Here is a 25968-nt window from a genome sequence, read left to right as displayed (position 1 = left end):
AGGAGAACGCCTATGTATCCTGCCCCTTTTATTGCAGTGGAAGGCCCAATTGGAGCCGGAAAAACAACCTTGGCTACAATGCTTTCAAAGGAATTTCAATTTCCTTTAGTAAAAGAAATTGTAGAAGAAAATCCATTCTTAGATAAATTTTATGCAGATATGGAACAATGGAGCTTTCAGCTTGAGATGTTCTTTCTATGCAATCGGTTTAAACAGTTAGAATCTATTGAAGAGAACTATGTCAAAAAACAGCAGCCGATTGTCACTGATTATCATGTCTATAAAAATATGATCTTTGCAGAAAGAACCTTATCTAAAAAGCACATGGATAAATACAGAAAGATCTATCACTTGCTGACAGATGATCTTCCTAAACCAAATGCCATGATCTATATAAAAGCCAGCCTTCCCACCTTACTTGATAGAATAAAGATGAGAGGCCGATCTTTTGAAGAAGACATTGATCCAGCTTATTTAAAAACCCTGATTGAAGATTATGAGTTGGCCATCGAGCATTTAAAACAAACTGACCCAGGTCTTCCTATCATTACAATTGAAGGCGATCATACAGACTTCGTTTCCTCACAGCAAGATTACCAGCAAATTGTACAGAACATAAAGGAGCAAGTACTATGAAAAATATTGAAATACCAAAGGATGCTGTCATTACAATTGCAGGGACAGTTGGTGTCGGAAAATCGACCATGACGAAAACAATAGCGGACAAGCTAGGGTTTCAAACTTCTCTCGAAAAAGTAGATGATAATCCATACTTAGAGCCTTTTTATTCAGATTTCCAAAGATGGAGCTTTCATTTACAGGTCTATTTTCTAGCTGAACGTTTTAAGGAGCAGAAACGAATCTTCGAGTCTGGTGGAGGTTATGTACAAGATCGGTCCATTTATGAGGACACTGGTATTTTTGCTAAAATGCACGCAGACAAAGGTACCATGTCAGAGGTAGACTATGAAACGTATACGAGTCTATTTGAGGCGATGGTGATGACACCTTACTTCCCTCACCCAGATGTCCTTATCTACTTACATGGGGATTTAGATCATATATTACATCGTATTGAAGAGCGCGGGAGAGAGATGGAAACTCAAACCGATCGAGCATATTGGGAAGAAATGTACACTCGATATACAGAATGGATCGAACAATTTGATCTGTGCCCTGTGATTAAAATTAATATTGAAGATTATGACTTACTTCATGATGAAAGCTCACTTGATCCAATTCTTCATGAAATTGCTTCTGTTATTCAAAAAAATCGCTCTAACACAAAATAAAAAAAACCGCTGCATTTCTCGAATGCAGCGGTTTGACAATTTCCAATTTTTATGCGTTTCAATTCAACTAAGGTAAAATCAATATGGCGGAGGAAGAGGGATTCGAACCCCCGCGGGCTTTGACACCCCTGTCGGTTTTCAAGACCGATCCCTTCAGCCGGACTTGGGTATTCCTCCGTATCGACAAGAATTAATATATCATATCATCTTATTTTAAGTCAACATCTTTTCGAAAAAAATTTCAACATTTGATTTTGGTATGATGTTTAGCCTATAAAAAGCAGCCGATAATCGGCTGCTCTTCATCTATTACGTATCCTGTCTAATTTCTTCTATAAAAAGATTCATCTCTTCTTTAAAATCATTTAATGACTCAATTATCTTTGTAAAGTCTGTCACTTGTTTAGCTTGTTCGTTTGTTGAACTGCTGATTTGTGAGATATTTTCAGATAAAGTGCCAATGCTGTCTTGGATTTCTTTTAAAAATGCATTAATGGTTTCAGCTGCTTCCTTTGATCCATCTGATAACTTACGTACCTCGTCTGCAACAACAGCAAAGCCTTTTCCATTTTCACCTGCTCTTGCCGCTTCAATTGCAGCATTGAGTCCTAACAGGTTTGTTTGTCTCGCAATACCGCCAATGGTTTTGACGACTTCTTCAATGTTTGCGGATTTCTCTTCTGCTCTTCCGGCCTGCTCACTAATTTCTAAGCTTGTCGCAGCCAGTTCTTGAGAATGAGCAGCAATTTGCTCGATTCCACCTTGTAATTCTTTCGCTACTTTATTGATATGTTCCATATAGCCGCTTAATTTCTTCTCACGATGATGTGAAAAAGCCACTAAAAAAGAGCCAATCACTTTTCTATCTTCATCAAAAATCGGATAACCTTTTACAGCAATTTCATAACCATATAAAGACTCTGGCAAATGCCCATCATATTCTTGTCCTCTTAATGTCGTCGCCACGTTTTGGTCCTCTGGGTTTAAAGCGTCCCCTACTTTAATGCCAAAATCTACTGTGGTCGATGGATAATAGCAAAGTACCTTTTCTGTATCAGTGATGCCGAAAAGAACACTTTCATCTAGAACTTTTCTGAGTAATTGAGCCATTTCAACATAATAGTCAAGCCTATTCAAGGTTATTCCTTCTTTCCTAGATGCTTTTAGTTCTTTTATCGGCTTATTTTAGAAAAGCTGTAGAAGTTTAGGTAAAAAGAATAAGATGCCATGACGGCATCTTATTTTATCACTTCTTTATTTCCCATATAAGGACGTAACACCTCAGGAATGATCACTGTTCCATCCTCTTGTTGATAGTTTTCTAAAATGGCTGCAACAGTTCTTCCTACTGCTAAACCAGATCCATTTAATGTGTGGACGTGTTCTGGCTTTGCTTTAGGCTCAGGGCGGAAACGAATGTTTGCTCGTCTCGCTTGGAACGCTTCAAAGTTACTGCAAGAAGAAATTTCACGATACGTATTTTGGCTTGGAATCCATACTTCGATATCGTATTTCTTCGCAGCCGTAAAGCCTAAATCTCCTGTACACATGCTCATGACACGGTATGGCAGGTTCAATAATTGAAGAACTTTTTCTGCTTGGTTTGTTAGTTTTTCTAATTCTTCATAAGAATCTTCTGGTCTGACAAATTTCACAAGCTCTACTTTGTTAAATTGGTGCTGACGGATGAGTCCGCGCGTATCTCTGCCAGCAGAACCAGCTTCTGATCTAAAGCAAGCACTAAATGCTGCATAATTGATTGGCAGCTGCTCTCCTTCAAGAATTTCGTCACGGTGCATGTTCGTAATTGGCACTTCAGCCGTTGGAATGAGGAAATAATCTTCTTCTCGAATCTTAAAAGCATCCTCTTCAAACTTTGGAAGCTGTCCAGTTCCTGTCATACTTGCTCTGTTGACCATATAAGGTGGTAGTACTTCAGTAAAACCAAATTCATCTACGTGTAAATCCAGCATAAAGTTATAAAGTGCACGCTCTAACCGTGCGCCTAGCCCTTTATAAAAAACGAAACGGCTTCCTGTCACTTTTCCTGCACGTTCAAAATCCAAAATTTTCAGTTCATCCGCTACATCCCAATGCGGCTTTGGTTCAAATGAGAAGGCTGGCTGTTCGCCCCATTTCCTAACTTCAATGTTGTCATCTTCTGTTTCACCGACTGGTACAGAGTCATGAGGGATGTTTGGAATTGAGAATAGGATGGTTTGCAGGCTTTCCTCTACTGTTCTTAATTCATCATCTAACTTCTTAATCTCATCGCCTACCTCACGCATTTCTTGAATAATGTGATCGGCGTCTTTCTTTTCTCTTTTTAGAACAGCCACTTGCTGTGATACTTCATTTCTTCGGCTCTTTAATACTTCTGTTTTGCCGATTAATTCTCTTCTTTTTTGATCCAGTTCACCAAACTTATCAAAATCCGCTAAATCTTCGCCTCGATGGGCTAATTTTTCTTTGATTTGATCAAAATCCGTGCGCAGTTGTTTAATATCCAGCATGTGTAACACTCCTTTTTTATCGAAAAATAAAAAGAGCCCTCATCCCATGAAAGGGACGAGAGCTCTCGCGTTGCCACCCTGATTGAAAACACGCCAAAAGCATGCTTTCCTCTTTCCTCTGTAACGGCATCACCGTAAATGCTTACTTCGTGTTTCAGCATTTCGCTCAAGGATGGATTCAGAATGCATCTTTCACCGATTCTCACCAACCATCGGCTCTCTGAGAAAGAGGGGCTTCTTACTATTTCCCGTCAACGCTTTTTCGATCTTTGATTGTGATTTTAATGTACTATAAGTTTTATCTCTTTTCAACCGTTTTATACAGCAAGCTTCGTTTTATAGGACTCCACCATCTCAACAAACAGCTGTGTTAACCGATGGTCGTCCGTCAGCTCTGGATGAAAAGAACAACCTAAGATATTGTTTTCTTTCGCCATCACAATCCTGCCGTCATACTCAGCCATGACCTCTACGCTCTCATCTGCGCTGATGATATGAGGCGCACGGATGAACACTCCTGTAAACGGCGCATCCAGTCCTTTCACTTCTACATCTGCTTCAAAGCTGTCTACTTGTCTGCCAAACGAATTACGTGCAACAGATACATTTAACAGGCCAAGATGAGCATCTTCTCGATCTTCTATATGCTTTGCCAGCATAATCAAACCGGCACAAGTCCCAAATATCGGTTTACCTTGAGCAGCGAACGCTTTAATCGGTTCAATGAATTGGTACGTATCCATGAGTCTTCTCATCGTCGTACTTTCACCACCAGGGATAATGAGACCGTCAACAATTTCTAACTCATCTACCCGCTTGATGATCTTTCCCTCTGCGCCACAAGCTTCAATCGATTGAATATGCTCTCTCACCGCTCCTTGAAGCCCTAGTACACCAATTGTTAGCATGTTCGTTTGCGCTCCCTTAATTACCAGCCACGCTCTTGCATACGCTCTTCTGGCAATAGATTTGAAATTTCAATTCCTTTCATCGCTGTTCCAAGCTCTTTAGAAAGCTCTGCAATTAGACGGTAATCTGTGAAATGAGTCGTTGCTTCTACAATTGCTTTTGCAAACTTAGCTGGATTGTCTGATTTGAAGATACCAGAGCCGACAAATACACCATCTGCTCCAAGCTGCATCATTAGTGCTGCATCTGCTGGTGTTGCAACACCTCCAGCAGCAAAGTTTACAACCGGTAATTTGCCTTCTTTTTTAATTTGAAGCAATAATTCATAAGGTGCGCCTAGATTCTTGGCTTCTGTCATCAATTCATCTTCACTCATTGCGACAACTTTACGAATTTGAGCATTGACCTTTCTCATATGACGAACAGCTTCTACAATATTTCCTGTACCAGGCTCACCTTTTGTACGCAACATAGATGCACCTTCTGCAATACGACGAGTCGCCTCACCTAAATCACGGCAGCCACATACGAAAGGAACCGTGTATTCATTTTTATTTAAATGGAATTCCTCATCTGCGGGCGTCAGCACTTCACTCTCATCAATATAATCAACACCAAGTGCTTCAAGAACACGAGCTTCCACGATGTGGCCGATACGTGCTTTTGCCATGACTGGAATCGTTACTGCATTTTGTACTTCTTCCACGATTCTTGGGTCTGCCATACGGGCAACACCGCCTGCTGCACGGATATCAGCTGGTACCCGTTCTAGTGCCATCACTGCCACTGCGCCTGCTTCTTCTGCGATTTTTGCCTGCTCAGCATTGACGACATCCATAATGACGCCACCTTTTTGCATTTCTGCCATTCCACGTTTTACTCGTTCAGTTCCCTTATTGCTCACAATTGTTTCCTCCCATTTGTCTATTCGATTGATTCAACACCTTTATCATACAAGCGATAGAGTATAACAATAAAGAGAATAGTATAACAATTCAATTAGCTCATAAAAAAGAAGAAACCCTTATATATCAAGGTTTCATAGTTAAAAAGGCATCATTCCCTCTTTTAAGTGTTATTAACATGTTATAATGCATCTATAACAATTCGAAACCATCTATAACAATTCCACACCCATTGGAGGATTTTCATGCATATTGATATCCATCGACATTCAGATACATCTCTTTCGAATCAGATTTACTTTTCCATCGTTGATCACATTCAATCAGGTCTGCTTCAGCAAGGCGATAAGCTGCCGACTGTACGTGATCTAGCGAAACAGCTAAATGTAAGTCTTGTCACAGCGGCAAAAGCATATACACGGCTTAAGGACGACGGATTTTTAACGACTGTACAAGGGAAAGGTACGTTTGTGAATGAGCAGCATGAGCAAACTGACATCCCGGTTCAATCATCTACTTCTTTCGATTGGCAGTTATCGATCCCTGATTATTTACCAAGGTCTCAATTCGCTCAGTATCACTATGTCGAAGAAGCCATTAATCTTTCTTCCTCTATGATTGATCCTGGTCTTTTACCTAACCGGTATTTAGAAAAAGAAATGCAGCATGTCCTAGCCCGGCATCCTCAAATCATGTCAAAATACGGAGAAATACAAGGTGACCTTCAGCTTCGTCAGGTCATTCAATCATTTCTAGAAAAATTAGATGTCCCTTCTACTCCTGAAAATATCCTTGTCACTAGCGGTTCTCAGCAAGGGCTTGATTTAGTGGCACGTACATTTATCGGGCCGGATGATGTAGTTGTCATGGAGGCGCCCACCTATCCAGGCGCAATTGATGTCTTTATGGGGAGAGGGGCACGAATTATTACGGTTCCTGTCGATCATGAAGGAATGAACATGAAACAGCTTCAAAGCATTTGTGATAAATATAAACCAAAGCTAATCTATACCATTCCTACTTTTCACAGTCCTACAGGTGCTAGTATGTCGATGAAACGAAGAAAACAGCTGCTTTTACTGGCACTAAGCATTGATTGTCTCATTGTAGAAGATGATCCTTATCGTGAGCTTTATTTTGAAAAGAAACCGCCGGCACCCATTAAAAGCCTAGATCACGATGGACACGTCATTTATTTACGAGGATTAAGCAAGACACTGGCTCCAGGATGCAGAATTGGAATTATTACAGCGTCAGGCTCTATATTTAACCGTTTATTAGCTGCAAAAGCCAATAATGATTTAGGGAGTCCGCTTCTCACCCAAAAGGCGATCTTACCGTTTCTCACTTCCAAGAAAATGATCGATCATACGAAAAAATTAAGAACTGCCTTGAAGGTGAGACGCGATTTGATGATGGATGTGTTGACAAAGCATGCGCCAAAGGACGTCACGTGGCAAATCCCACAGGGCGGGCTCAATTTGTGGCTTAGCTTTCCTTCCTGGGTCGATACACGTGCCCTATTACATGAGGCACGGAAGCAGCAAATCACCTTCCTGCCTGGCTCTGTCTGCTATCCTGGGGAGCCGAAGCAGAATTATATACGCCTTAGCTTTTCTTATGTGAATGAAAAGGCACTGACGGAAGGTATGGAAAAGTTATGTGGTATTTTTCAGCAGGCCTTGTCTACACCTCAAAACCACAAACAATCTCTTTTCTTTTAACGATAAAAAAACTGCTCTCACATATAGAGAGCAGTTTTTTTATTAGAACCAACCTTTTACTGTGTCGACGATTCCTCCCCAAATGCCAGCGAAGAATCCACCTACACCACGCATTGCAAGGATGAACCAGTTTGCTTTTTCATCACCTGTTTTCGTCACAAGCTCAACACCTGATTGGTCTTTACTCAAATAGCCGTAGTCCTTCTCATCACCAGAATAAGAAGTCGTCAGCATGCCAACCTTTGTTCCTTTTTTAATAGGAGCTTCTAGGTTCTTTTTATCAATATTTACTTTCGCTTTATAGCTCTTCTCGTCACCATTTTTAACCGGTACAGAGAAAGCTTCTTTCGTCACGACGGGTACTTCTTTATCTTTCCCTTTATCGACTTCGATGTTTTCATGTCCCTTGATTTGTTGGCCTTTTTTGTACATTTCTTTCATCGTGAAGTTTTTAAAGGCATAATCGAACAATTTTTTCGCCACATCAAAACGAGCTGTATGAAGATTTCCTTTAGCATTAAGGACAACTGCGATCACACGCATGTCACCACGTTTTGCTGTACCTGTGAAGCTAGAACCAGCTGAATCAGTAGAGCCCGTTTTCAGACCGTCTACGCCTTCATATTCTTTCACAAGTCCTTTAAGCATAAAGTTCCAGTTTGGCATGTCCATTTCGTCATCTGTGCCTTCTCTGAACTTTGTTTTCGCGATGCTTGCTGTTTCAAGAATTTCTGGATGATCTTTGATGAGATGCTGTGCAAGCAAAGCCATATCCTTTGCGGAAACTTCGCTTTCTTCATCAGGTCCCGTACCTTTTGGCTGTTTGCCATGTAAGTCTTTATTTTCTAATCCAGTTGCATTCACGAATTTGTAATTGGTTAAGCCAAGTTCTTTTGCTTTTGCATTCATTTTTTCAACAAACTTTGATTCTGATCCAGCGATTACCTCTGCTAGACCAATTGCTGCTGCATTTGCTGAATAAATAGCCGTTGCTTGATAAAGTTCTTTGACAGTATACGAACCATCTTTTCTCAATGGAACATTGGATAAACTGCGGTCCTGAGAAATTTCGTACACGTAATCATCTGGCGTATATGTTTGATCCCATTTCACTTTGCCTTCAGCAATTGCCTCTAGTAATAGATACTCTGTCATCATCTTTGCCATACTTGCAATAGGCAGTCTTTGTTCTGCGTTTTTACTATAAAGAATTTTACCTGTAGAAGCTTCAATAAGGATGGCTGCTTTCGCATTCACATTGAATGGATCTTCAGCCGCTTTTGCTTTGGACATTGGGGTAAATGCAGTAACAATCAATGCCAATGCAAGGATAGAGACCATAAGCTGTTTCAACATCTTGCTGTTCAATCGTCATACCTCCGTATTCATCTTTTTTCGACGTTTTTCATATATATTTAATCCACAAGGGCTTATTTCGACACAACAGTATAAATTTTATCACAATAAAGACAAAAAAAATAGACAGAGTCATAGACCCTGTCAAATGTAATTTGATTGTCACAATTTATCAAGAAATTGTGTAGTTTGGTGATTCTTTTGTAATTTGTACATCATGTGGATGGCTCTCACGAAGACCTGCACCTGTCATGCGAATGAATTGTGCTTCTTCTCTAAGAGTACGTAAGTCCTGTGTTCCACAGTAGCCCATACCAGAGCGAATACCGCCAACAAGTTGGTAAACAGTGTCAACAACTGGTCCTTTATACGGTGTACGTCCTTCGATACCTTCTGGAACGAATTTTTTATTATCTTCTTGGAAGTAACGATCTTTACTTCCTTTTTCCATTGCAGCAACAGAACCCATACCACGATATACTTTGAAACGTCTGCCTTGGAAAATTTCTGTTTCTCCTGGGCTTTCAGATGTACCAGCAAGAAGGCTTCCCAGCATAACAGCATGTCCACCAGAAGCTAATGCTTTCACGATATCACCTGAATATTTAATTCCACCATCTGCAATAATAGATTTACCATGCTTTCTTGCTTCTGTTGCACAGTCATAAATCGCTGTGATTTGTGGTACACCGACCCCTGCAACAACACGTGTTGTACAAATCGATCCTGGTCCAATACCCACTTTTACAATATCTGCTCCAGCTTCAAACAATGCTTTTGTTGCTTCAGCTGTTGCAACGTTACCAGCAATGATGTTAAGAGAAGGATACGTTTCACGGATTTTCGATACAGTGTCTAGAACACCTTGAGAATGACCGTGTGCTGTATCAATGACGATCACATCAACATTGGCTTCTACTAATTTTTTCACACGAGTCATTGTATCGCCAGTGACACCTACAGCGGCACCAACAATTAAACGGCCATGTGCATCTTTAGAGGAGTTAGGGAATTCAATCACTTTTTCAATATCTTTGATGGTGATGAGACCTTTTAATGTTCCTTCGTCATCTAAAAGAGGTAATTTTTCAATTTTATATTGCTGAAGGATTTTTTCAGCTTCTTCTAATGTTGTTCCAACAGAAGCTGTCACAAGTTCCTCTTTTGTCATCACGTCGCTAATCTTCATTGAATAATCCGAAATAAAACGAAGGTCACGGTTCGTAATAATCCCAACAAGCTTTTGATCTTGTTCGTTATTAACAATCGGTACACCAGAAATACGATATTTACCCATTAAATGTTCTGCATCGAATACTTGATGATCCGGTGTTAAGAAAAATGGATTTGTAATAACACCACGCTCTGAACGTTTTACTTTGTCCACTTGTTCAGCTTGCTGCTCAATAGACATGTTCTTATGGATGATTCCAAGACCACCTTGACGTGCCATTGCAATCGCCATTTGTGATTCCGTCACAGTATCCATTCCTGCACTAATAATTGGAATGTTCAGCTTTAAAGTGCTTGTTAACTCGACTGATAAATTGACATCACGCGGAAGCACCTCAGACTTTGCTGGAACAAGCAACACATCGTCAAACGTCAAACCTTCTTTTGAAAATTTACTTTCCCACATTAGTAAATCCCCCTCTTTTCGGCAAAATATTATATGTAGATTATCAACTAGGAAACAGCATGTCAAGGAAGCAACAAACAGTTGCAATTTTTAGAAAATATAAAGAGAGTTGAGGAAGAAGATGAAAAGTTCAGGATGGAAGGATTTAAAACGTTTTTACTCACTTGAAACTTCCCAAAAGTTTCTATTTCAACAGTACGAGAAACGGAACATTCAGGAGGCAAACCAGCAGGCCTATAAAAACTGTGAACGATTTATTTACTTTTTAAAGCACGGTCATACATTTTATGACCAAGCCGCATCAGCTCCACTTGAACTAAAACCGATTTTATTGTTTTATGGAATGGCACAGCTGTTAAAGGCATGTTTGCTGACAGTGGATCCCGACTATCCTTCTCAAACCTCTGTCTTAGCTCATGGTGTCACCTCAAGAAAAAGAAAGAAGCAACATTATCGTTTTAGTGAGGATGAAGTCAAGATTCAGCGAAACGGATTATGTATGCATGTATTAAAGCACTTATTTCATTTAAATGGTCTTGAAGATGAACGATTTACGATGATCAATCTCCTTTCAAAAATACCTGAAATGGGTCATATTCTTGAGTTTCAAAAACAGCCCGCGACTTTAGTGAAAGTAGAGCAAGCAAATGGCATATTGATTCAAGATCATATTCCCTTGCTCTATAATATGTCTGCCGAACGTTTTATTGAATATTTTGAGTTCCATACAACTTGGAAGCTTAAGCAACGAGAGGCTAAAAAACTAACATTTGATGTATTTTCAGAAGAAAACCCTGCTCTTGCTACTCATCTTCATTATGATTTAGAAATGAATCAATGGTTCATTCCATCAACGCGAGATGCCTTTTTAGGGATTCCTGAGATCATCAGCCATTACTTGTTAATGTATAATCTCAGTATGATTGCCCGCTACGAAACAGAATGGTGGTACGAGCTTTTATCTCAATACATTAGTGATGATTATGTCATGATTGAACGTTATATGGAGATTGCCGAGGACAAGTTTCCGGCTTATATCATGATGCTGCTAGAAGAAAACACAAAAAAGACCAGTTCCGATTGGAACTGATCCTTTGAAAAGCTTGGCGGCGTCCTACTCTCACAGGGGGAAACCCCCAACTACCATCGGCGCTGAAGAGCTTAACTTCCGTGTTCGGTATGGGAACGGGTGTGACCTCTTCGCTATCGCCACCAAACCTGATGGAGAGAATGTTCTCTCAAAACTAGATAACAATGTTCATTTTTCACATTAGAATATAGGTTAAGTCCTCGATCTATTAGTATCTGTCAGCTCCACGTGTCACCACGCTTCCACCTCAGACCTATCAACCTGATCATCTTTCAGGGATCTTACTTCCTTGCGGAATGGGAAATCTCATCTTGAGGGGGGCTTCATGCTTAGATGCTTTCAGCACTTATCCCGTCCGCACATAGCTACCCAGCGATGCCCTTGGCAGAACAACTGGTACACCAGCGGTGCGTCCATCCCGGTCCTCTCGTACTAAGGACAGCTCCTCTCAAATTTCCTGCGCCCGCGACGGATAGGGACCGAACTGTCTCACGACGTTCTGAACCCAGCTCGCGTACCGCTTTAATGGGCGAACAGCCCAACCCTTGGGACCGACTACAGCCCCAGGATGCGATGAGCCGACATCGAGGTGCCAAACCTCCCCGTCGATGTGGACTCTTGGGGGAGATAAGCCTGTTATCCCCGGGGTAGCTTTTATCCGTTGAGCGATGGCCCTTCCATGCGGAACCACCGGATCACTAAGCCCGACTTTCGTCCCTGCTCGACTTGTAGGTCTCGCAGTCAAGCTCCCTTGTGCCTTTACACTCTGCGAATGATTTCCAACCATTCTGAGGGAACCTTTGGGCGCCTCCGTTACATTTTAGGAGGCGACCGCCCCAGTCAAACTGCCCACCTGACACTGTCTCCCTGCCCGATAAGGGCAGCGGGTTAGAAGGTCAATACAGCCAGGGTAGTATCCCACCGATGCCTCCACCGAAGCTAGCGCTCCGGTTTCCAAGGCTCCTACCTATCCTGTACAAGCTGTACCAACATTCAATATCAGGCTGCAGTAAAGCTCCACGGGGTCTTTCCGTCCTGTCGCGGGTAACCTGCATCTTCACAGGTACTATAATTTCACCGAGTCTCTCGTTGAGACAGTGCCCAGATCGTTGCGCCTTTCGTGCGGGTCGGAACTTACCCGACAAGGAATTTCGCTACCTTAGGACCGTTATAGTTACGGCCGCCGTTTACTGGGGCTTCAATTCGCACCTTCGCTTACGCTAAGCGCTCCTCTTAACCTTCCAGCACCGGGCAGGCGTCAGCCCCTATACTTCGCCTTACGGCTTCGCAGAGACCTGTGTTTTTGCTAAACAGTCGCCTGGGCCTATTCACTGCGGCTTCTCGGGGCTTTAACACCCTAAGAAGCACCCCTTCTCCCGAAGTTACGGGGTCATTTTGCCGAGTTCCTTAACGAGAGTTCTCTCGATCACCTTAGGATTCTCTCCTCGCCTACCTGTGTCGGTTTGCGGTACGGGCACCTCTCACCTCGCTAGAGGCTTTTCTTGGCAGTGTGGAATCAGGAACTTCGCTACTAAATTTCGCTCGCCATCACAGCTCAGCCTTCACGGGAAACGGATTTGCCTATTTCCCAGCCTAACTGCTTGGACGCGGATATCCAATACCGCGCTTACCCTATCCTCCTGCGTCCCCCCATTGCTCAAATGGTGAGGAGGTGGTACAGGAATATCAACCTGTTGTCCATCGCCTACGCCTTTCGGCCTCGGCTTAGGTCCCGACTAACCCTGAGCGGACGAGCCTTCCTCAGGAAACCTTAGGCATTCGGTGGACGGGATTCTCACCCGTCTTTCGCTACTCATACCGGCATTCTCACTTCTAAGCGCTCCACCAGTCCTTCCGGTCTGACTTCACTGCACTTAGAACGCTCTCCTACCACTGTTCGTAAGAACAGTCCGCAGCTTCGGTGATACGTTTAGCCCCGGTACATTTTCGGCGCAGAGTCACTCGACCAGTGAGCTATTACGCACTCTTTAAATGGTGGCTGCTTCTAAGCCAACATCCTGGTTGTCTAAGCAACTCCACATCCTTTTCCACTTAACGTATACTTTGGGACCTTAGCTGGCGGTCTGGGCTGTTTCCCTTTCGACTACGGATCTTATCACTCGCAGTCTGACTCCCAAGGATAAGTCATCGGCATTCGGAGTTTGACTGAATTCGGTAACCCGGTAGGGGCCCCTAGTCCAATCAGTGCTCTACCTCCGAGACTCTTACCTTGAGGCTAGCCCTAAAGCTATTTCGGAGAGAACCAGCTATCTCCAGGTTCGATTGGCATTTCACCCCTACCCACACCTCATCCCCGCACTTTTCAACGTGCGTGGGTTCGGGCCTCCATTCAGTGTTACCTGAACTTCACCCTGGACATGGGTAGATCACCTGGTTTCGGGTCTACGACCACGTACTCATGCGCCCTATTCAGACTCGCTTTCGCTGCGGCTCCGCATCTTCTGCTTAACCTTGCACGGGATCGTAACTCGCCGGTTCATTCTACAAAAGGCACGCCATCACCCGTTAACGGGCTCTGACTACTTGTAGGCACACGGTTTCAGGATCTATTTCACTCCCCTTCCGGGGTGCTTTTCACCTTTCCCTCACGGTACTGGTTCACTATCGGTCACTAGGGAGTATTTAGCCTTGGGAGATGGTCCTCCCGGATTCCGACGGAATTTCACGTGTTCCGCCGTACTCAGGATCCACTCTGGAGAGAACAACATTTCAGTTACAGGGCTGTTACCTTCTTTGGCGGGCCTTTCCAGACCTCTTCGCTTATATCGTTCCTTTGTAACTCCGTATAGAGTGTCCTACAACCCCAAGAGGCAAGCCTCTTGGTTTGGGCTGTTCCCGTTTCGCTCGCCGCTACTCAGGGAATCGCATTTGCTTTCTCTTCCTCCGGGTACTTAGATGTTTCAGTTCCCCGGGTATGCCTTCTCATACTCTATGTATTCAAGTATGGATACTACTCCATTACGAGCAGTGGGTTTCCCCATTCGGAAATCTCCGGATCAAAGCTTGCTTACAGCTCCCCGAAGCATATCGGTGTTCGTCCCGTCCTTCATCGGCTCCTAGTGCCAAGGCATCCACCGTGCGCCCTTTCTAACTTAACCATTTCTTACTTTAGAAAGAATCACTATGTGTGATGAACTTTGCATTGCATTCAATGTGAATGTATTACTTATTGTTATCTAGTTTTCAAAGAACACGTTGGTGGAGCCTAGCGGGATCGAACCGCTGACCTCCTGCGTGCAAGGCAGGCGCTCTCCCAGCTGAGCTAAGGCCCCGATTTAATAGAAGATGGTGGGCCTGAGTGGACTCGAACCACCGACCTCACGCTTATCAGGCGTGCGCTCTAACCAGCTGAGCTACAGGCCCATCTTTCATATCGAAGATATGATGTTGTAGGATCTTTTGCAAGTTCCTTCAAAACTAAACAAGACGAAAAACGTACGCTGCTCCATATATCCTTAGAAAGGAGGTGATCCAGCCGCACCTTCCGATACGGCTACCTTGTTACGACTTCACCCCAATCATCTGCCCCACCTTCGGCGGCTGGCTCCATAAAGGTTACCTCACCGACTTCGGGTGTTGCAAACTCTCGTGGTGTGACGGGCGGTGTGTACAAGGCCCGGGAACGTATTCACCGCGGCATGCTGATCCGCGATTACTAGCGATTCCAGCTTCACGCAGTCGAGTTGCAGACTGCGATCCGAACTGAGAACAGATTTGTGGGATTGGCTAAACCTTGCGGTCTCGCAGCCCTTTGTTCTGTCCATTGTAGCACGTGTGTAGCCCAGGTCATAAGGGGCATGATGATTTGACGTCATCCCCACCTTCCTCCGGTTTGTCACCGGCAGTCACCTTAGAGTGCCCAACTGAATGCTGGCAACTAAGATCAAGGGTTGCGCTCGTTGCGGGACTTAACCCAACATCTCACGACACGAGCTGACGACAACCATGCACCACCTGTCACTCTGTCCCCGAAGGGAAAGCCCTATCTCTAGGGTTGTCAGAGGATGTCAAGACCTGGTAAGGTTCTTCGCGTTGCTTCGAATTAAACCACATGCTCCACCGCTTGTGCGGGCCCCCGTCAATTCCTTTGAGTTTCAGTCTTGCGACCGTACTCCCCAGGCGGAGTGCTTAATGCGTTAGCTGCAGCACTAAGGGGCGGAAACCCCCTAACACTTAGCACTCATCGTTTACGGCGTGGACTACCAGGGTATCTAATCCTGTTCGCTCCCCACGCTTTCGCTCCTCAGCGTCAGTTACAGACCAGAGAGTCGCCTTCGCCACTGGTGTTCCTCCACATCTCTACGCATTTCACCGCTACACGTGGAATTCCACTCTCCTCTTCTGCACTCAAGTTTCCCAGTTTCCAATGACCCTCCCCGGTTGAGCCGGGGGCTTTCACATCAGACTTAAGAAACCGCCTGCGAGCCCTTTACGCCCAATAATTCCGGACAACGCTTGCCACCTACGTATTACCGCGGCTGCTGGCACGTAGTTAGCCGTGGCTTTCTGGTTAGGTACCGTCAAGGTGCAAGCAGTTACTCTTGCACTTGTTCTTCCCTAACAACAGAGCTTTACGATCCGAAAACCTTCATCACTCACGCGGCGTTGCTCCGTCAGACTTTCGTCCATTGCGGAAGATTCCCTACTGCTGCCTCCCGTAGGAGTCTGGGCCGTGTCTCAGTCCCAGTGTGGCCGATCACCCTCTCAGGTCGGCTACGCATCGTCGCCTTGGTGAGCCGTTACCTCACCAACTAGCTAATGCGCCGCGGGTCCATCTGTAAGTGACAGCCGAAACCGTCTTTCATCCTTGAACCATGCGGTTCAAGGAACTATCCGGTATTAGCTCCGGTTTCCCGGAGTTATCCCAGTCTTACAGGCAGGTTACCCACGTGTTACTCACCCGTCCGCCGCTAACATCCGGGAGCAAGCTCCCTTCTGTCCGCTCGACTTGCATGTATTAGGCACGCCGCCAGCGTTCGTCCTGAGCCAGGATCAAACTCTCCGAAAAAGTACAAAACCGAAGTTTTGTTTTTCGTCAGCGTTTGACTGACTACCTATGATGTATCATAGGATTTTTTTATAAAAACTCGAATTAACAGGTACGTTTTGTCTTGTTTAGTTTTCAAAGAACTTGTTTGTCACTCTCTCAAAGCGACCACTTAAATATATCATATATCTCTATCAATAGTCAACATTTTTCTTGAAAAACATTTTATTTTTTTAAGAAGTTTTTGTTATGAAAGAGATAAAAAATAGAGCCTCTTTTTGCTCCTTTGAAAGATTAACACATATCTATGAAAAAAGCATTATAAACTTCAAAAAAAATCATGTTTTTTCAAAAAAAAATAAAGCCGGTGAAAAACCGGCTTTATCTTTACTCAGATTGCTCTTGATCTGACTCTACATTTTCTACGTTTTCTTCACTATTCTCTTCATCGTCTTCTGGTGATTGTTCTACTAATGCCACTGTAGCGACATGTTCATCATCACCTAGACGGATCAGACGGACACCTTGAGTGACTCGGCCTGTTGTGGAGATATCTGAAACAGCCATACGGATGATGACACCACTACCTGTAATAATCATCAAGTCTTCTTCAGCTTCAGCGTTAGTCGCCTTCACTGCAACAAGCGGACCGTTGTTGTCAGTGATCTTGCACGTTTTCAGACCTTTACCACCACGGCTTTGGACACGATATTCTTTTTCAGGCGTTAATTTACCATAACCTTTTTCAGTTACGATCAATACATTTGCATCTGGCTCAAGGATTTCCATTCCAACGACGATGTCATCCTCAGAAAGTGTGATCCCTTTAACTCCAGCTGCTGTACGTCCCATTTCACGAACATCTGTCTCGTCGAAACGAATGAGCATTCCTTTTTTCGTTCCGATGATGATTTGTTTTTCACCATTGGTTAAACGAACAGCCATCAATTCATCTTCATCACGCAGGCTGAGTGCAATCAAACCGTTGTTACGGATGTTTGCAAATTGAGACAATGACGTTCGTTTCGATACACCGTGTCTTGTTGTAAAGAAGAGATACGAATCTTCATCAAATTCGCTGACTGGAATAATGGCGTTTATCCACTCTCCCTTTTCTACTTCAAGAAGGTTAATAATCGGAATCCCTTTCGCTGTTCGTCCGAATTCAGGGATCTCATAGCCCTTCGCTCGATAGACCTTCCCTTTATTAGAGAAGAAGAGAATCGTATCGTGCGTAGATGTTGAGATCAGCTGTTCAACGAAATCATCTTCGTTGGTTCCCATTCCTTGTACACCTTTACCGCCTCTTTTTTGACTGCGGTATGTTGATGCAGGCAGGCGCTTAATATAACCATTATGAGTCAGTGTGATCACAATATTTTCAACAGGAATCAAATCTTCGTCTTCGATTGTTTCTATACCCGCTGTCACAATTTCTGTGCGGCGCGTATCATTGAAGCGTTCTTTGATTTCTGTTAATTCTTCTCTAATGATTTCTAGAACTTTCTCATTGTCTGCTAGAATGGCTTTCAATTCAGCAATCAATTCAACAAGCCCTTTGTATTCATCTTCTATTTTCTCTCTTTCTAAACCAGTCAAACGCTGGAGTCGCATATCGAGAATGGCCTGTGCTTGTTTTTCAGACAAGCTATAGTTTTCCATCAAACCATTTCTTGCAATTTCAGCAGTTTGAGAGCCTCTAATTAAGGCAATGACCTCATCTAAGTGATCAAGCGCAATTCTTAAGCCTTCTAAAATATGAGCTCTTGCTTCCGCTTTACGCAATTCATACGCCGTTCTTCGACGAATGATCACTTTCTGATGCTCAAGGTAATATTCAAGACATTGTTTGAGAGACAACACTTTCGGCTGTCCATCAACAAGTGCAAGCAAGTTAATACCGAAGGACGTTTGAAGTGTCGTTTGTTTATAAAGATTGTTTAATAGAACATGGACGTTTGCGTCTCTTCGTAGTTCAATGACAATTCTCATTCCATTACGGTCAGATTCATCACGAAGATCTGTAATGCCATCAATCTTTTTATCACGGACAAGATCAGCGATTTTTTCGATCAAACGAGCTTTATTAACCTGGTAAGGAATCTCGTTGATGATAATGCGCTGCTTACCACTAGATGTTTCTTCGATATTTGACTTTGCACGTAATGTAATAGAGCCGCGTCCTGTTTCATACGCTTTACGAATACCGCTTCGGCCAATGATTTGTCCCGCAGTTGGGAAGTCTGGACCTGGAATGATGTCCATTAGTTCCTGTGTCGTCATATCAGGATTTTGACTAATTGCCAATACCCCATCAATCACTTCACCTAGTTGGTGAGGCGGGATATTCGTTGCCATCCCTACAGCGATTCCAGTTGCCCCGTTCACTAATAAGTTCGGGAACCTAGCAGGCATAACGACTGGCTCTCTTTCACTGCCATCGTAGTTATCTTGATAATCAATGGTGTCCTTTGTGATATCACGCAGGATCTCCATCGAAATTTTAGAAAGACGTGCCTCGGTATAACGCATGGCTGCTGCACCGTCTCCATCGACAGACCCAAAGTTCCCGTGCCCTTCAACCAGCATATTACGATAGTTGAAATCTTGCGCCATCCGAACCATCGCTTCATATACAGCGCTATCACCGTGAGGGTGGTACTTACCGATAACTTCCCCAACGATACGTGCAGATTTCTTAAATGGTTTATCACTTGTCATACCTAGGTCATTCATCGCATACAAAATTCTTCGATGCACGGGCTTCAATCCGTCTCGCACATCTGGTAATGCACGCGAAACAATAACACTCATTGCATAATCTAAAAAGGACGTACGCATTTCATGGCTAATATTCACTTCGCGTACATTTGGTGTATGTTGTTCACTCACTATAAGAACCTCCCTTTACGTATCACATGAAATAAATTATGTGGGAGTAAAATATGTATTTATCTTCACAAGACTATTCTCCATTATATCAATAATCTTGCCTTTATACACATTTATTTACTAGAAAATCAACGAAACGCAGAAAACCAGGACATTCGTTTCACGCCCCTGTTTCTTGAAAAACAACCTTATTCCAAACAAGAAATAAGGTTGCTCTCAAGGGGGGATACCTATCTAAATATCAAGATTTTTTACGTATTGTGCATTTTCTTCGATAAAGTTACGTCTCGGCTCTACTTTATCTCCCATTAGCATTTCAAAAGTCTCATCAGCATCGATTGCATCCTCAAGTGTCACTTGAAGAAGTGTTCTCGCATCAGGATCCATTGTTGTTTCCCAAAGCTGAGTAGCATTCATCTCTCCAAGACCTTTATAACGCTGAAGTCCAGGTTTCGGTGTTTGAGGCAGTGTTTTTAACAGTTCATCTAGCTGTTTATCGTTATACACGTATTCAACACGCTTTCCTTGCTGCACTTTATATAAAGGTGGCTGTGCAATATACACATAACCGTTTTCAATGATTTCACGCATGTAGCGATAGAAGAATGTTAGGAGTAGCGTCCGAATATGCGCTCCATCAACATCAGCATCAGTCATGATCACAATTTTGTGATAACGTGCTTTCTCTAAAGTGAAGTCTTCTCCGATTCCAGTCCCTAGCGCTGTAATCATTGAACGAACCTCGTTGTTAGATAAAATTTTATCTAGTCGTGCCTTTTCAACGTTTAGGATCTTCCCTCTTAACGGTAAGATCGCTTGGAAATGTCGATCACGACCTTGCTTAGCAGATCCGCCCGCAGAATCTCCCTCTACGATATAAAGCTCAGAGATGGAAGGATCTTTAGAAGAACAGTCTGCCAGTTTCCCAGGCAAGCTAGAGACTTCCAGTGCACTTTTACGTCTTGTCAGCTCACGTGCCTTTTTGGCAGCCATTCTTGCACGAGCTGCCATCACACCTTTCTCCACAATTTTCTTTGCAGCATCAGGGTTCTCTAGGAGGAATTTCTCAAGTGCTTCGGAGAAGAGGGAGTCGGTAATGGTTCTTGCTTCTGAGTTACCGAGCTTTGTCTTCGTTTGTCCTTCGAATTGAGGGTCTGGATGTTTGATAGAGATAATGGCTGTTAAGCCTTCTCGTACATCTTCACCGCTCAAATTCGAGTCACCATCTTTGAATACGCCATTTTTACGAGCATAATCATTGATCACACGCGTCAGACCTGTTTTAAAGCCAGCTTCGTGTGTTCCGCCTTCATATGTGTTGATGTTGTTGGCGAAAGAATAAATATTGCTTGTATAGGAATCGTTGTATTGCAGTGCAACTTCAACGGTGATTCCGTCTTTTTCACCCTCGATGTAAACAGGTTCTTCATGAACGACTTCCTTCGAGCGATTCAAATGTTCTACATAGCTCTTAATACCGCCTTCATAGCAGTATTCGTTTCTTCGCTCTTTGCCTTCACGTAAGTCTTCAATGATGATGTTGACGCCTTTTGTTAAGAAAGCTAACTCACGTACACGGTTAGCAAGTGTGTCGTAATCAAATTCAATGGTTTCAGTGAAAATTTCTGGATCTGGCACAAAATGAGTGGTTGTCCCTGTTACATCTGTTTCACCAATGATCTCTAAATCTCCAACTGGAACACCGCGTTTGAATTGTTGATAATGAATTTTCCCATCACGGTATACGGTCACGTCTAAGGTCGTAGATAACGCATTAACAACAGATGCCCCTACACCATGCAGACCGCCAGATACTTTATAACCGCTGCCGTCAAATTTACCACCAGCGTGAAGAACAGTCATAATCACTTCTACAGCAGGACGTCCCATTTTCTCATGAATCCCAACAGGAATTCCGCGGCCGTTATCTTTCACTGTGATGCTATTATCTTTTTCAATTTGCACTGTAATGTCTGTACAATAACCAGCTAAAGCCTCATCAATACTGTTGTCGACAATTTCCCATACAAGATGGTGAAGTCCTTTTGCACTGGTTGACCCAATGTACATTCCTGGACGTTTTCTAACCGCTTCTAGTCCTTCGAGCACCTGTATCTGATTTTCATCATAACTATTATGTTGCTGTTCCATTGCCACGTACATTCACCTACACTTTTCTTAAACGATATATTTATATGAATTGAGCTTTTAGACTTCAATTTCAATCACAAATGAAGCACGTTTTTTGAGCGTGCTTGAGGAAAGAGGAGAGTAATACACGGATTTAGTTGTGACGACGATGGATTTGGGTGTCCCTTGTGACAACGAAATGATTTGTTCTTCTTGTTTTTGAAGAAATTCCTCTACAACAGAAGATGACCTCATTTTGTAATCAACAATTGCGACAATCTCTCGTGTAGAAACAACACAATCATCACCTAAATGAATATACAAGACCCACACCTCATTTATCAGTCAATTACTTTTCCACTGGCTACTCTGAAAATTTCCGCTTCTTTCAAGGTGGCGTGATCGATGCCTTCAACACTTGTTGTGGTGACGAAGGTCTGTACACGTCCCTGAATGGTATGGAGCAAATGAGACTGTCTGTAATCATCAAGTTCAGATAAAACATCATCGAGCAGAAGAATTGGATATTCACCGATTTCTTCATGAATCAGATCAATTTCTGCCAGCTTTAGTGAAAGAGCTGTTGTTCTTTGCTGCCCTTGAGAGCCATATGTCTGAACATCCCGACCATTCACAAAGAAAAGAAGATCATCTCTGTGAGGCCCCCATAGCGTCACCCCTCGGTCTATTTCTCTGTCTCTTAGTTTCTGAAACGATTCTTCATAGCTATTTTTTATTTTCGACAAGTCTGACGCTTCTGATACCTCTATGGCCGTCTGGTATTGGAGCGTGAGCGTTTCCAGCTCTCTTGAAATCCCAAAATGCAGCGGCTGCGCCCATTTTTCGAGCTGTTTCGTAAAAGTCAGTCGTCTTTTGACAACCTTCGCTGCCGCATCAATCAACTGCTCTGTTAAAATCTCCAGCATCGCTTGATCCGTTTGCTTTCTTGTTTGCAATTGTTTCAAGTAATGATTTCGCTGAGTGAGGATTTTTTGATAGAGCGATAAATCATGCAAGTAGACAGCAGACACTTGTCCAATCTCCATGTCGAGGAATCTTCGGCGGATTTGCGGGCTGCCCTTTACAAGACTTAAGTCCTCTGGTGCAAACATGATGGTGTTCAAGGCACCAACATAATGACTGAGTTTCTGTTGTTCAATGTGATTGACCTTGCCCTTTTTTCCTTTTTTTGAGATCACGAGCTGCATGGGGAGTGGACCATTTTTTTTGATGACTCTACCTTCTATTTTAGCATAGTCTTCGTCCCATCGGATAAGTTCTTTATCATTTGACGTACGATGAGACTTTGCCATCGACAATACATAGATCGCTTCCATCAGGTTCGTTTTACCTTGGGCGTTCTCACCAATCATCACATTCACCTTATTGTCGAATTGAAGCTCGGTGTGTTCATAGTTTCGGTATGAAGTTAACGCCAGACTTTGAATGTACATGTATTGTCACCCGTTTCTAATTCACAACTTGAAATGTGCCGTGACCTTCTATCTCGACAACATCACCTGGGTATAATTTGCGTCCCCGTCTATTATCTGGCTCTTGATTGATGAACACCTCATGTTCACTTAAAAACCACTTCGCCATTCCACCAGATTGAATGACTTCGGCTAATTTCAAAAACTGCCCTAATGTAATCATTTCTGTTTCAATCGTTATCAGATTAGGCATTGTATCGACCTCTTTCAATATCACTAATATCTAATTGTACTAAAAAACAAGACAAGAAGGAAAGGGGGAAAGCGAACTGAGATGAAAGAAAGCTGAGGAAACGAGGAAAAAAGCTGCTGTGCGCTCACACAGCAGCCATTTTAGACCAAATTAATACGTTCTAACTGGAAGAATCAATTGCAAAATGGAATCATCATTTGGCGTGCGTAATAGGAATGGTCTCATTGCGCCAGTGAAACTGACATGAATCTCTGTTCCCTCTAATACTTTTAAAGCATCAAGCATATATTTCGGGCTGAAAGAGATTTTGAGATCCTCCCCTTTAATGTCATCTGCTTGCACCGTTTCAACTACTTTACCGATTTCAGGCGAATTAGAAGAGATTTCAAGGCTTTGCGCAGGATCAGCAGAAAGCTTCACAACGTTGTTACGCCCTTCTCTTGCTAAAAGTGACGCGCGATCAATCGCTTGAAGGAATTCTTTCGTATTCACCACTACATCCGTTTTACTTTCTTGCGGAATGAGGCGAGCTGTATCTGGGTAATTACCATCCAGCAATCTTGAGAAGAATAGCACGTTCTGTGCTTTAAAGAGAACCTGTGTCTCCGTAATGACGATGCTCACAAGATCTTGTCCATCATCAAGAATTTTACTTAGCTCTGTTAAACTCTTTCCTGGAATGACAACATTGTACGAGCTTTCCTCGTTAATATCCAACTTCGCTTTTCTTAAAGCAAGACGATGGCTATCCGTTGCTGTGCATATTAATTCACCTTTTTCAACCTTCCAGTTTACACCTGTCAAGATAGGTCGTGTTTCTGAGGTGGACACTGCGAAAACCGTTTGACGGATAAGGTTTTTAAGCAAATCTGTTGGAATTTGAAAAGCATGATGCTCTTCAATTTGTGGCAGATGCGGATATTCTTCAGCATCTAAGCCGTTTAAATTAAATTCTGCTGAACCAGAGCGGATGATGGTCAGATGATTTTGTTCTACCTCAATTTCGACTGTAGACATAGGCAGTTTCTTAACGATTTCGCTAAAGAAGCGGGCTTGCAGCACAATACTTCCTGGTCGATCAATTGTAATGACTTCTAAATCTCCATCTCTTTGAGGAATAAAAGATTCGATTGAGATATCAGAATCGCTCCCTGTGAGAGAAACCCCTTCATCAGATGCAACAATTTTAATCCCTGTCAAAATAGGAATCGTTGTTCTAGAGGATACGGCCTTTAATACATCTTGGACACTTTCAACAAGACGATCTTTTTGAATCGTGAATTTCATAGTGGTCCTCCTAATTTTTCTTAATGACATGTATATATATTTATTTAATAAAAATCGTAGAAGTACTAGTAGGGCTTGTGAATATGTGGATAAGTCAGTAGAAAGAAAGGAAAGACAGCCTATCCACATGTGGACAGACTGTGTATGACTATGCTCTAGTTATTCACATTTTCCCGTACTTATCTTATCAGCTTGATTATTTTAGTTGTTCTTTGATCTCTTTGACATGCTGCTGAAGCTGTTCATCTTCAACGATTAATTTTGAAATTTTCTCATGAGCATGAATGACGGTCGTATGATCTCGTCCACCAAATTCTTCTCCGATTTTAGGTAGAGAGGAATCGGTCATTTCTCTAGAGAGATACATCGCAATTTGTCTTGGATAAGCAACTGATTTCGTACGTTTCTTCGCTTTGAAATCTTCTAATCGAATATTAAATTGCTGCCCTACAATTCTTTGAATATCTTTAATTGTAATCACCTTAGGTTTTGATGAAGGAATGATGTCCTTTAGGGCTTCAGCTGCTAGATCAGCATTGATGTCTTTATTGATTAAAGAAGAGTAAGCAACAACACGAATCAAAGCACCTTCCAGTTCCCGGATATTGCTGTCTATTTGATTGGCAATATAAAGCATGACTTCATTCGGAATGTCTAAACCTTCTGCTTTTGCTTTTTTACGTAAGATCGCAATACGCGTTTCTAGATCTGGCGGGGTAATGTCTGTAATTAAGCCCCATTCGAATCGAGAGCGTAATCTGTCTTCAAGTGTCGGAATTTCCTTTGGCGGCCGGTCACTAGAAATGACGATTTGCTTACTTTCTTCGTGAAGTGTATTGAATGTATGGAAAAACTCTTCTTGTGTTTGTTCTTTTCCTGCTAAAAATTGAATATCATCTATCAAAAGCACATCTACATTCCGATAGCGATTACGGAAATCGACTGCTTTGTTGTCCCGGATTGAGTTGATAAATTCATTTGTAAATTTTTCAGATGATAGATAGACCACTTTGGCTGATGGATTATGGTCGATGACGTAATGACCGATCGCATGCATTAAGTGAGTCTTTCCTAAACCAACGCCCCCATAAATAAAAAGCGGGTTATATGCTTTTGCTGGTGCTTCTGCGACTGCAAGTGAAGCTGCATGAGCAAAACGGTTGCCTGAACCAATAACAAAAGTATCAAATGTATATTTTGGATTCAGCATATTTTGTGGAATTTCAACGGGTTCTTCTTTCGACATTTTTTTGATTGGAGATTTTGGCATGGCTTCCTCTTCGTCCTGATTTTGAGGAATGATAAATTTGATGCTGAGCTCTTCGCCTGTCAGTTCATAGATGGTATCTGCAATTAAGTGAAGGTATCTTGACTCGAGCCAGTCCCTCGCAAATTCATTAGGTGCAGTAATAGTCAGCGTATCTCCTTGAAGAGAATGGGCTTTAGTGGACTTCATCCATGTTTCAAAACTAGGTTTGCTCAATTTTGTCTCTATTTTTTGAAGTGCTTTATTCCACAGATCCAAAATATTTTCCAT

Annotated in this window: 17 protein-coding genes, 3 tRNA genes, 3 rRNA genes and 1 other annotated feature; of the genes, 4 read left to right on the top strand and 19 right to left on the bottom strand. The window is 42.7% G+C overall.

Translation table 11 applies throughout. The annotated features are described in order from the left end of the window. Positions 1 to 12 precede the first annotated feature (12 nt). The gene (locus NSQ17_RS00115; protein WP_039170337.1) at positions 13 to 636 is read left to right on the top strand and encodes a deoxynucleoside kinase; all 624 of its coding nucleotides are present in this window, start codon (positions 13 to 15) and stop codon (positions 634 to 636) included. After that, positions 633 to 1292 carry a deoxynucleoside kinase gene (locus tag NSQ17_RS00110; RefSeq protein WP_024719578.1) on the top strand — a complete coding sequence of 220 codons (660 nt, stop codon included), beginning with the start codon at positions 633 to 635 and terminating at the stop codon, positions 1290 to 1292. The genes NSQ17_RS00115 and NSQ17_RS00110 overlap by 4 nt, the downstream gene beginning before the upstream one ends. 84 nt (positions 1293 to 1376) lie before the next feature. Here the strand turns inward: NSQ17_RS00110 and NSQ17_RS00105 are convergent. From NSQ17_RS00105 to pdxS, 5 genes are all read right to left on the bottom strand, one after another. Next, positions 1377 to 1469: transfer RNA gene (locus NSQ17_RS00105), tRNA-Ser, on the bottom strand. A gap of 132 nt (positions 1470 to 1601) precedes the next feature. Beyond that, a complete protein-coding gene (locus NSQ17_RS00100; protein WP_008342025.1) occupies positions 1602 to 2429 on the bottom strand; it encodes a methyl-accepting chemotaxis protein in 828 nt (275 codons plus the stop codon). 101 nt (positions 2430 to 2530) lie between these two features. Then, positions 2531 to 3805, bottom strand: coding sequence for a serine--tRNA ligase (gene serS / locus NSQ17_RS00095; RefSeq protein ID WP_008342028.1), 1275 nt, complete (start codon positions 3803 to 3805; stop codon positions 2531 to 2533). Positions 3806 to 3853: 48 nt separating this feature from the next. Further along, positions 3854 to 4069 (bottom strand) — a binding site (T-box leader). Positions 4070 to 4122: 53 nt separating this feature from the next. After that, entirely contained in the window at positions 4123 to 4713 is a 591-nt protein-coding gene (pdxT, locus tag NSQ17_RS00090) for a pyridoxal 5'-phosphate synthase glutaminase subunit PdxT (protein WP_135009453.1), read from the bottom strand. Positions 4714 to 4733: 20 nt separating this feature from the next. After that, entirely contained in the window at positions 4734 to 5618 is an 885-nt protein-coding gene (pdxS, locus tag NSQ17_RS00085) for a pyridoxal 5'-phosphate synthase lyase subunit PdxS (RefSeq protein WP_024719576.1), read from the bottom strand. 246 nt (positions 5619 to 5864) lie between these two features. Here pdxS and NSQ17_RS00080 point away from each other — a divergent pair, with 246 nt between their 5' ends. Next, a complete protein-coding gene (locus tag NSQ17_RS00080; protein WP_144680511.1) occupies positions 5865 to 7343 on the top strand; it encodes a PLP-dependent aminotransferase family protein in 1479 nt (492 codons plus the stop codon). 42 nt (positions 7344 to 7385) lie between these two features. Here NSQ17_RS00080 and NSQ17_RS00075 read toward each other — a convergent pair whose 3' ends face one another. Beyond that, entirely contained in the window at positions 7386 to 8711 is a 1326-nt protein-coding gene (locus tag NSQ17_RS00075; RefSeq protein ID WP_008342036.1) for a D-alanyl-D-alanine carboxypeptidase family protein, read from the bottom strand. A 160-nt stretch (positions 8712 to 8871) separates the two neighbouring features. Then, on the bottom strand, positions 8872 to 10338 hold the full coding sequence (gene guaB / locus NSQ17_RS00070; protein WP_008342039.1) for an IMP dehydrogenase: 1467 nt from the start codon (positions 10336 to 10338) through the stop codon (positions 8872 to 8874). A 121-nt stretch (positions 10339 to 10459) separates the two neighbouring features. Here guaB and NSQ17_RS00065 point away from each other — a divergent pair, with 121 nt between their 5' ends. Continuing rightward, positions 10460 to 11428: a YaaC family protein gene (locus tag NSQ17_RS00065; protein ID WP_113767306.1), complete on the top strand. Its 969-nt coding sequence runs from the start codon at positions 10460 to 10462 to the stop codon at positions 11426 to 11428. 11 nt (positions 11429 to 11439) lie between these two features. Here the strand turns inward: NSQ17_RS00065 and rrf are convergent. From rrf to dnaA, 12 genes are all read right to left on the bottom strand, one after another. Further along, a 5S ribosomal RNA gene (rrf, locus tag NSQ17_RS00060) occupies positions 11440 to 11555 on the bottom strand. A gap of 61 nt (positions 11556 to 11616) precedes the next feature. Further along, positions 11617 to 14547: ribosomal RNA gene (locus NSQ17_RS00055) — 23S ribosomal RNA — on the bottom strand. 98 nt (positions 14548 to 14645) lie between these two features. Further along, positions 14646 to 14721: transfer RNA gene (locus tag NSQ17_RS00050), tRNA-Ala, on the bottom strand. Positions 14722 to 14735: 14 nt separating this feature from the next. Next, positions 14736 to 14812 (bottom strand) — tRNA-Ile (locus NSQ17_RS00045). A 96-nt stretch (positions 14813 to 14908) separates the two neighbouring features. Continuing rightward, positions 14909 to 16457: ribosomal RNA gene (locus tag NSQ17_RS00040) — 16S ribosomal RNA — on the bottom strand. Together the 16S, 23S and 5S rRNA genes with 2 tRNA genes alongside form the textbook arrangement of a ribosomal RNA operon. Positions 16458 to 16823: 366 nt before the next feature. Continuing rightward, positions 16824 to 19328, bottom strand: coding sequence for a DNA gyrase subunit A (gyrA, locus tag NSQ17_RS00035; protein ID WP_039169042.1), 2505 nt, complete (start codon positions 19326 to 19328; stop codon positions 16824 to 16826). A gap of 234 nt (positions 19329 to 19562) precedes the next feature. Next, positions 19563 to 21479, bottom strand: a complete 1917-nt coding sequence (gene gyrB, locus NSQ17_RS00030) for a DNA topoisomerase (ATP-hydrolyzing) subunit B (RefSeq protein ID WP_024718422.1) — start codon at positions 21477 to 21479, stop codon at positions 19563 to 19565. A gap of 57 nt (positions 21480 to 21536) precedes the next feature. After that, complete coding sequence (locus NSQ17_RS00025; protein ID WP_024718423.1) at positions 21537 to 21782, bottom strand: extracellular matrix/biofilm biosynthesis regulator RemA family protein; 246 nt, start codon at positions 21780 to 21782, stop codon at positions 21537 to 21539. A 17-nt stretch (positions 21783 to 21799) separates the two neighbouring features. Beyond that, complete coding sequence (recF, locus tag NSQ17_RS00020) at positions 21800 to 22912, bottom strand: DNA replication/repair protein RecF (RefSeq protein ID WP_007497487.1); 1113 nt, start codon at positions 22910 to 22912, stop codon at positions 21800 to 21802. A gap of 16 nt (positions 22913 to 22928) precedes the next feature. Continuing rightward, positions 22929 to 23144, bottom strand: coding sequence for a S4 domain-containing protein YaaA (gene yaaA, locus NSQ17_RS00015; RefSeq protein ID WP_008347598.1), 216 nt, complete (start codon positions 23142 to 23144; stop codon positions 22929 to 22931). A 150-nt stretch (positions 23145 to 23294) separates the two neighbouring features. Continuing rightward, positions 23295 to 24431: a DNA polymerase III subunit beta gene (dnaN, locus tag NSQ17_RS00010; protein ID WP_008347596.1), complete on the bottom strand. Its 1137-nt coding sequence runs from the start codon at positions 24429 to 24431 to the stop codon at positions 23295 to 23297. A 196-nt stretch (positions 24432 to 24627) separates the two neighbouring features. Then, positions 24628 to 25968 carry a chromosomal replication initiator protein DnaA gene (gene dnaA, locus NSQ17_RS00005; protein ID WP_008347594.1) on the bottom strand — a complete coding sequence of 447 codons (1341 nt, stop codon included), beginning with the start codon at positions 25966 to 25968 and terminating at the stop codon, positions 24628 to 24630.

The organism is Bacillus sp. FSL W8-0629 (assembly GCF_038593225.1).
Lineage (GTDB): Bacteria > Bacillota > Bacilli > Bacillales > Bacillaceae > Bacillus > Bacillus altitudinis.
Note: the sequence above shows the minus strand (reverse complement) of the source record. Positions and strands in the feature narration are given on the sequence as shown.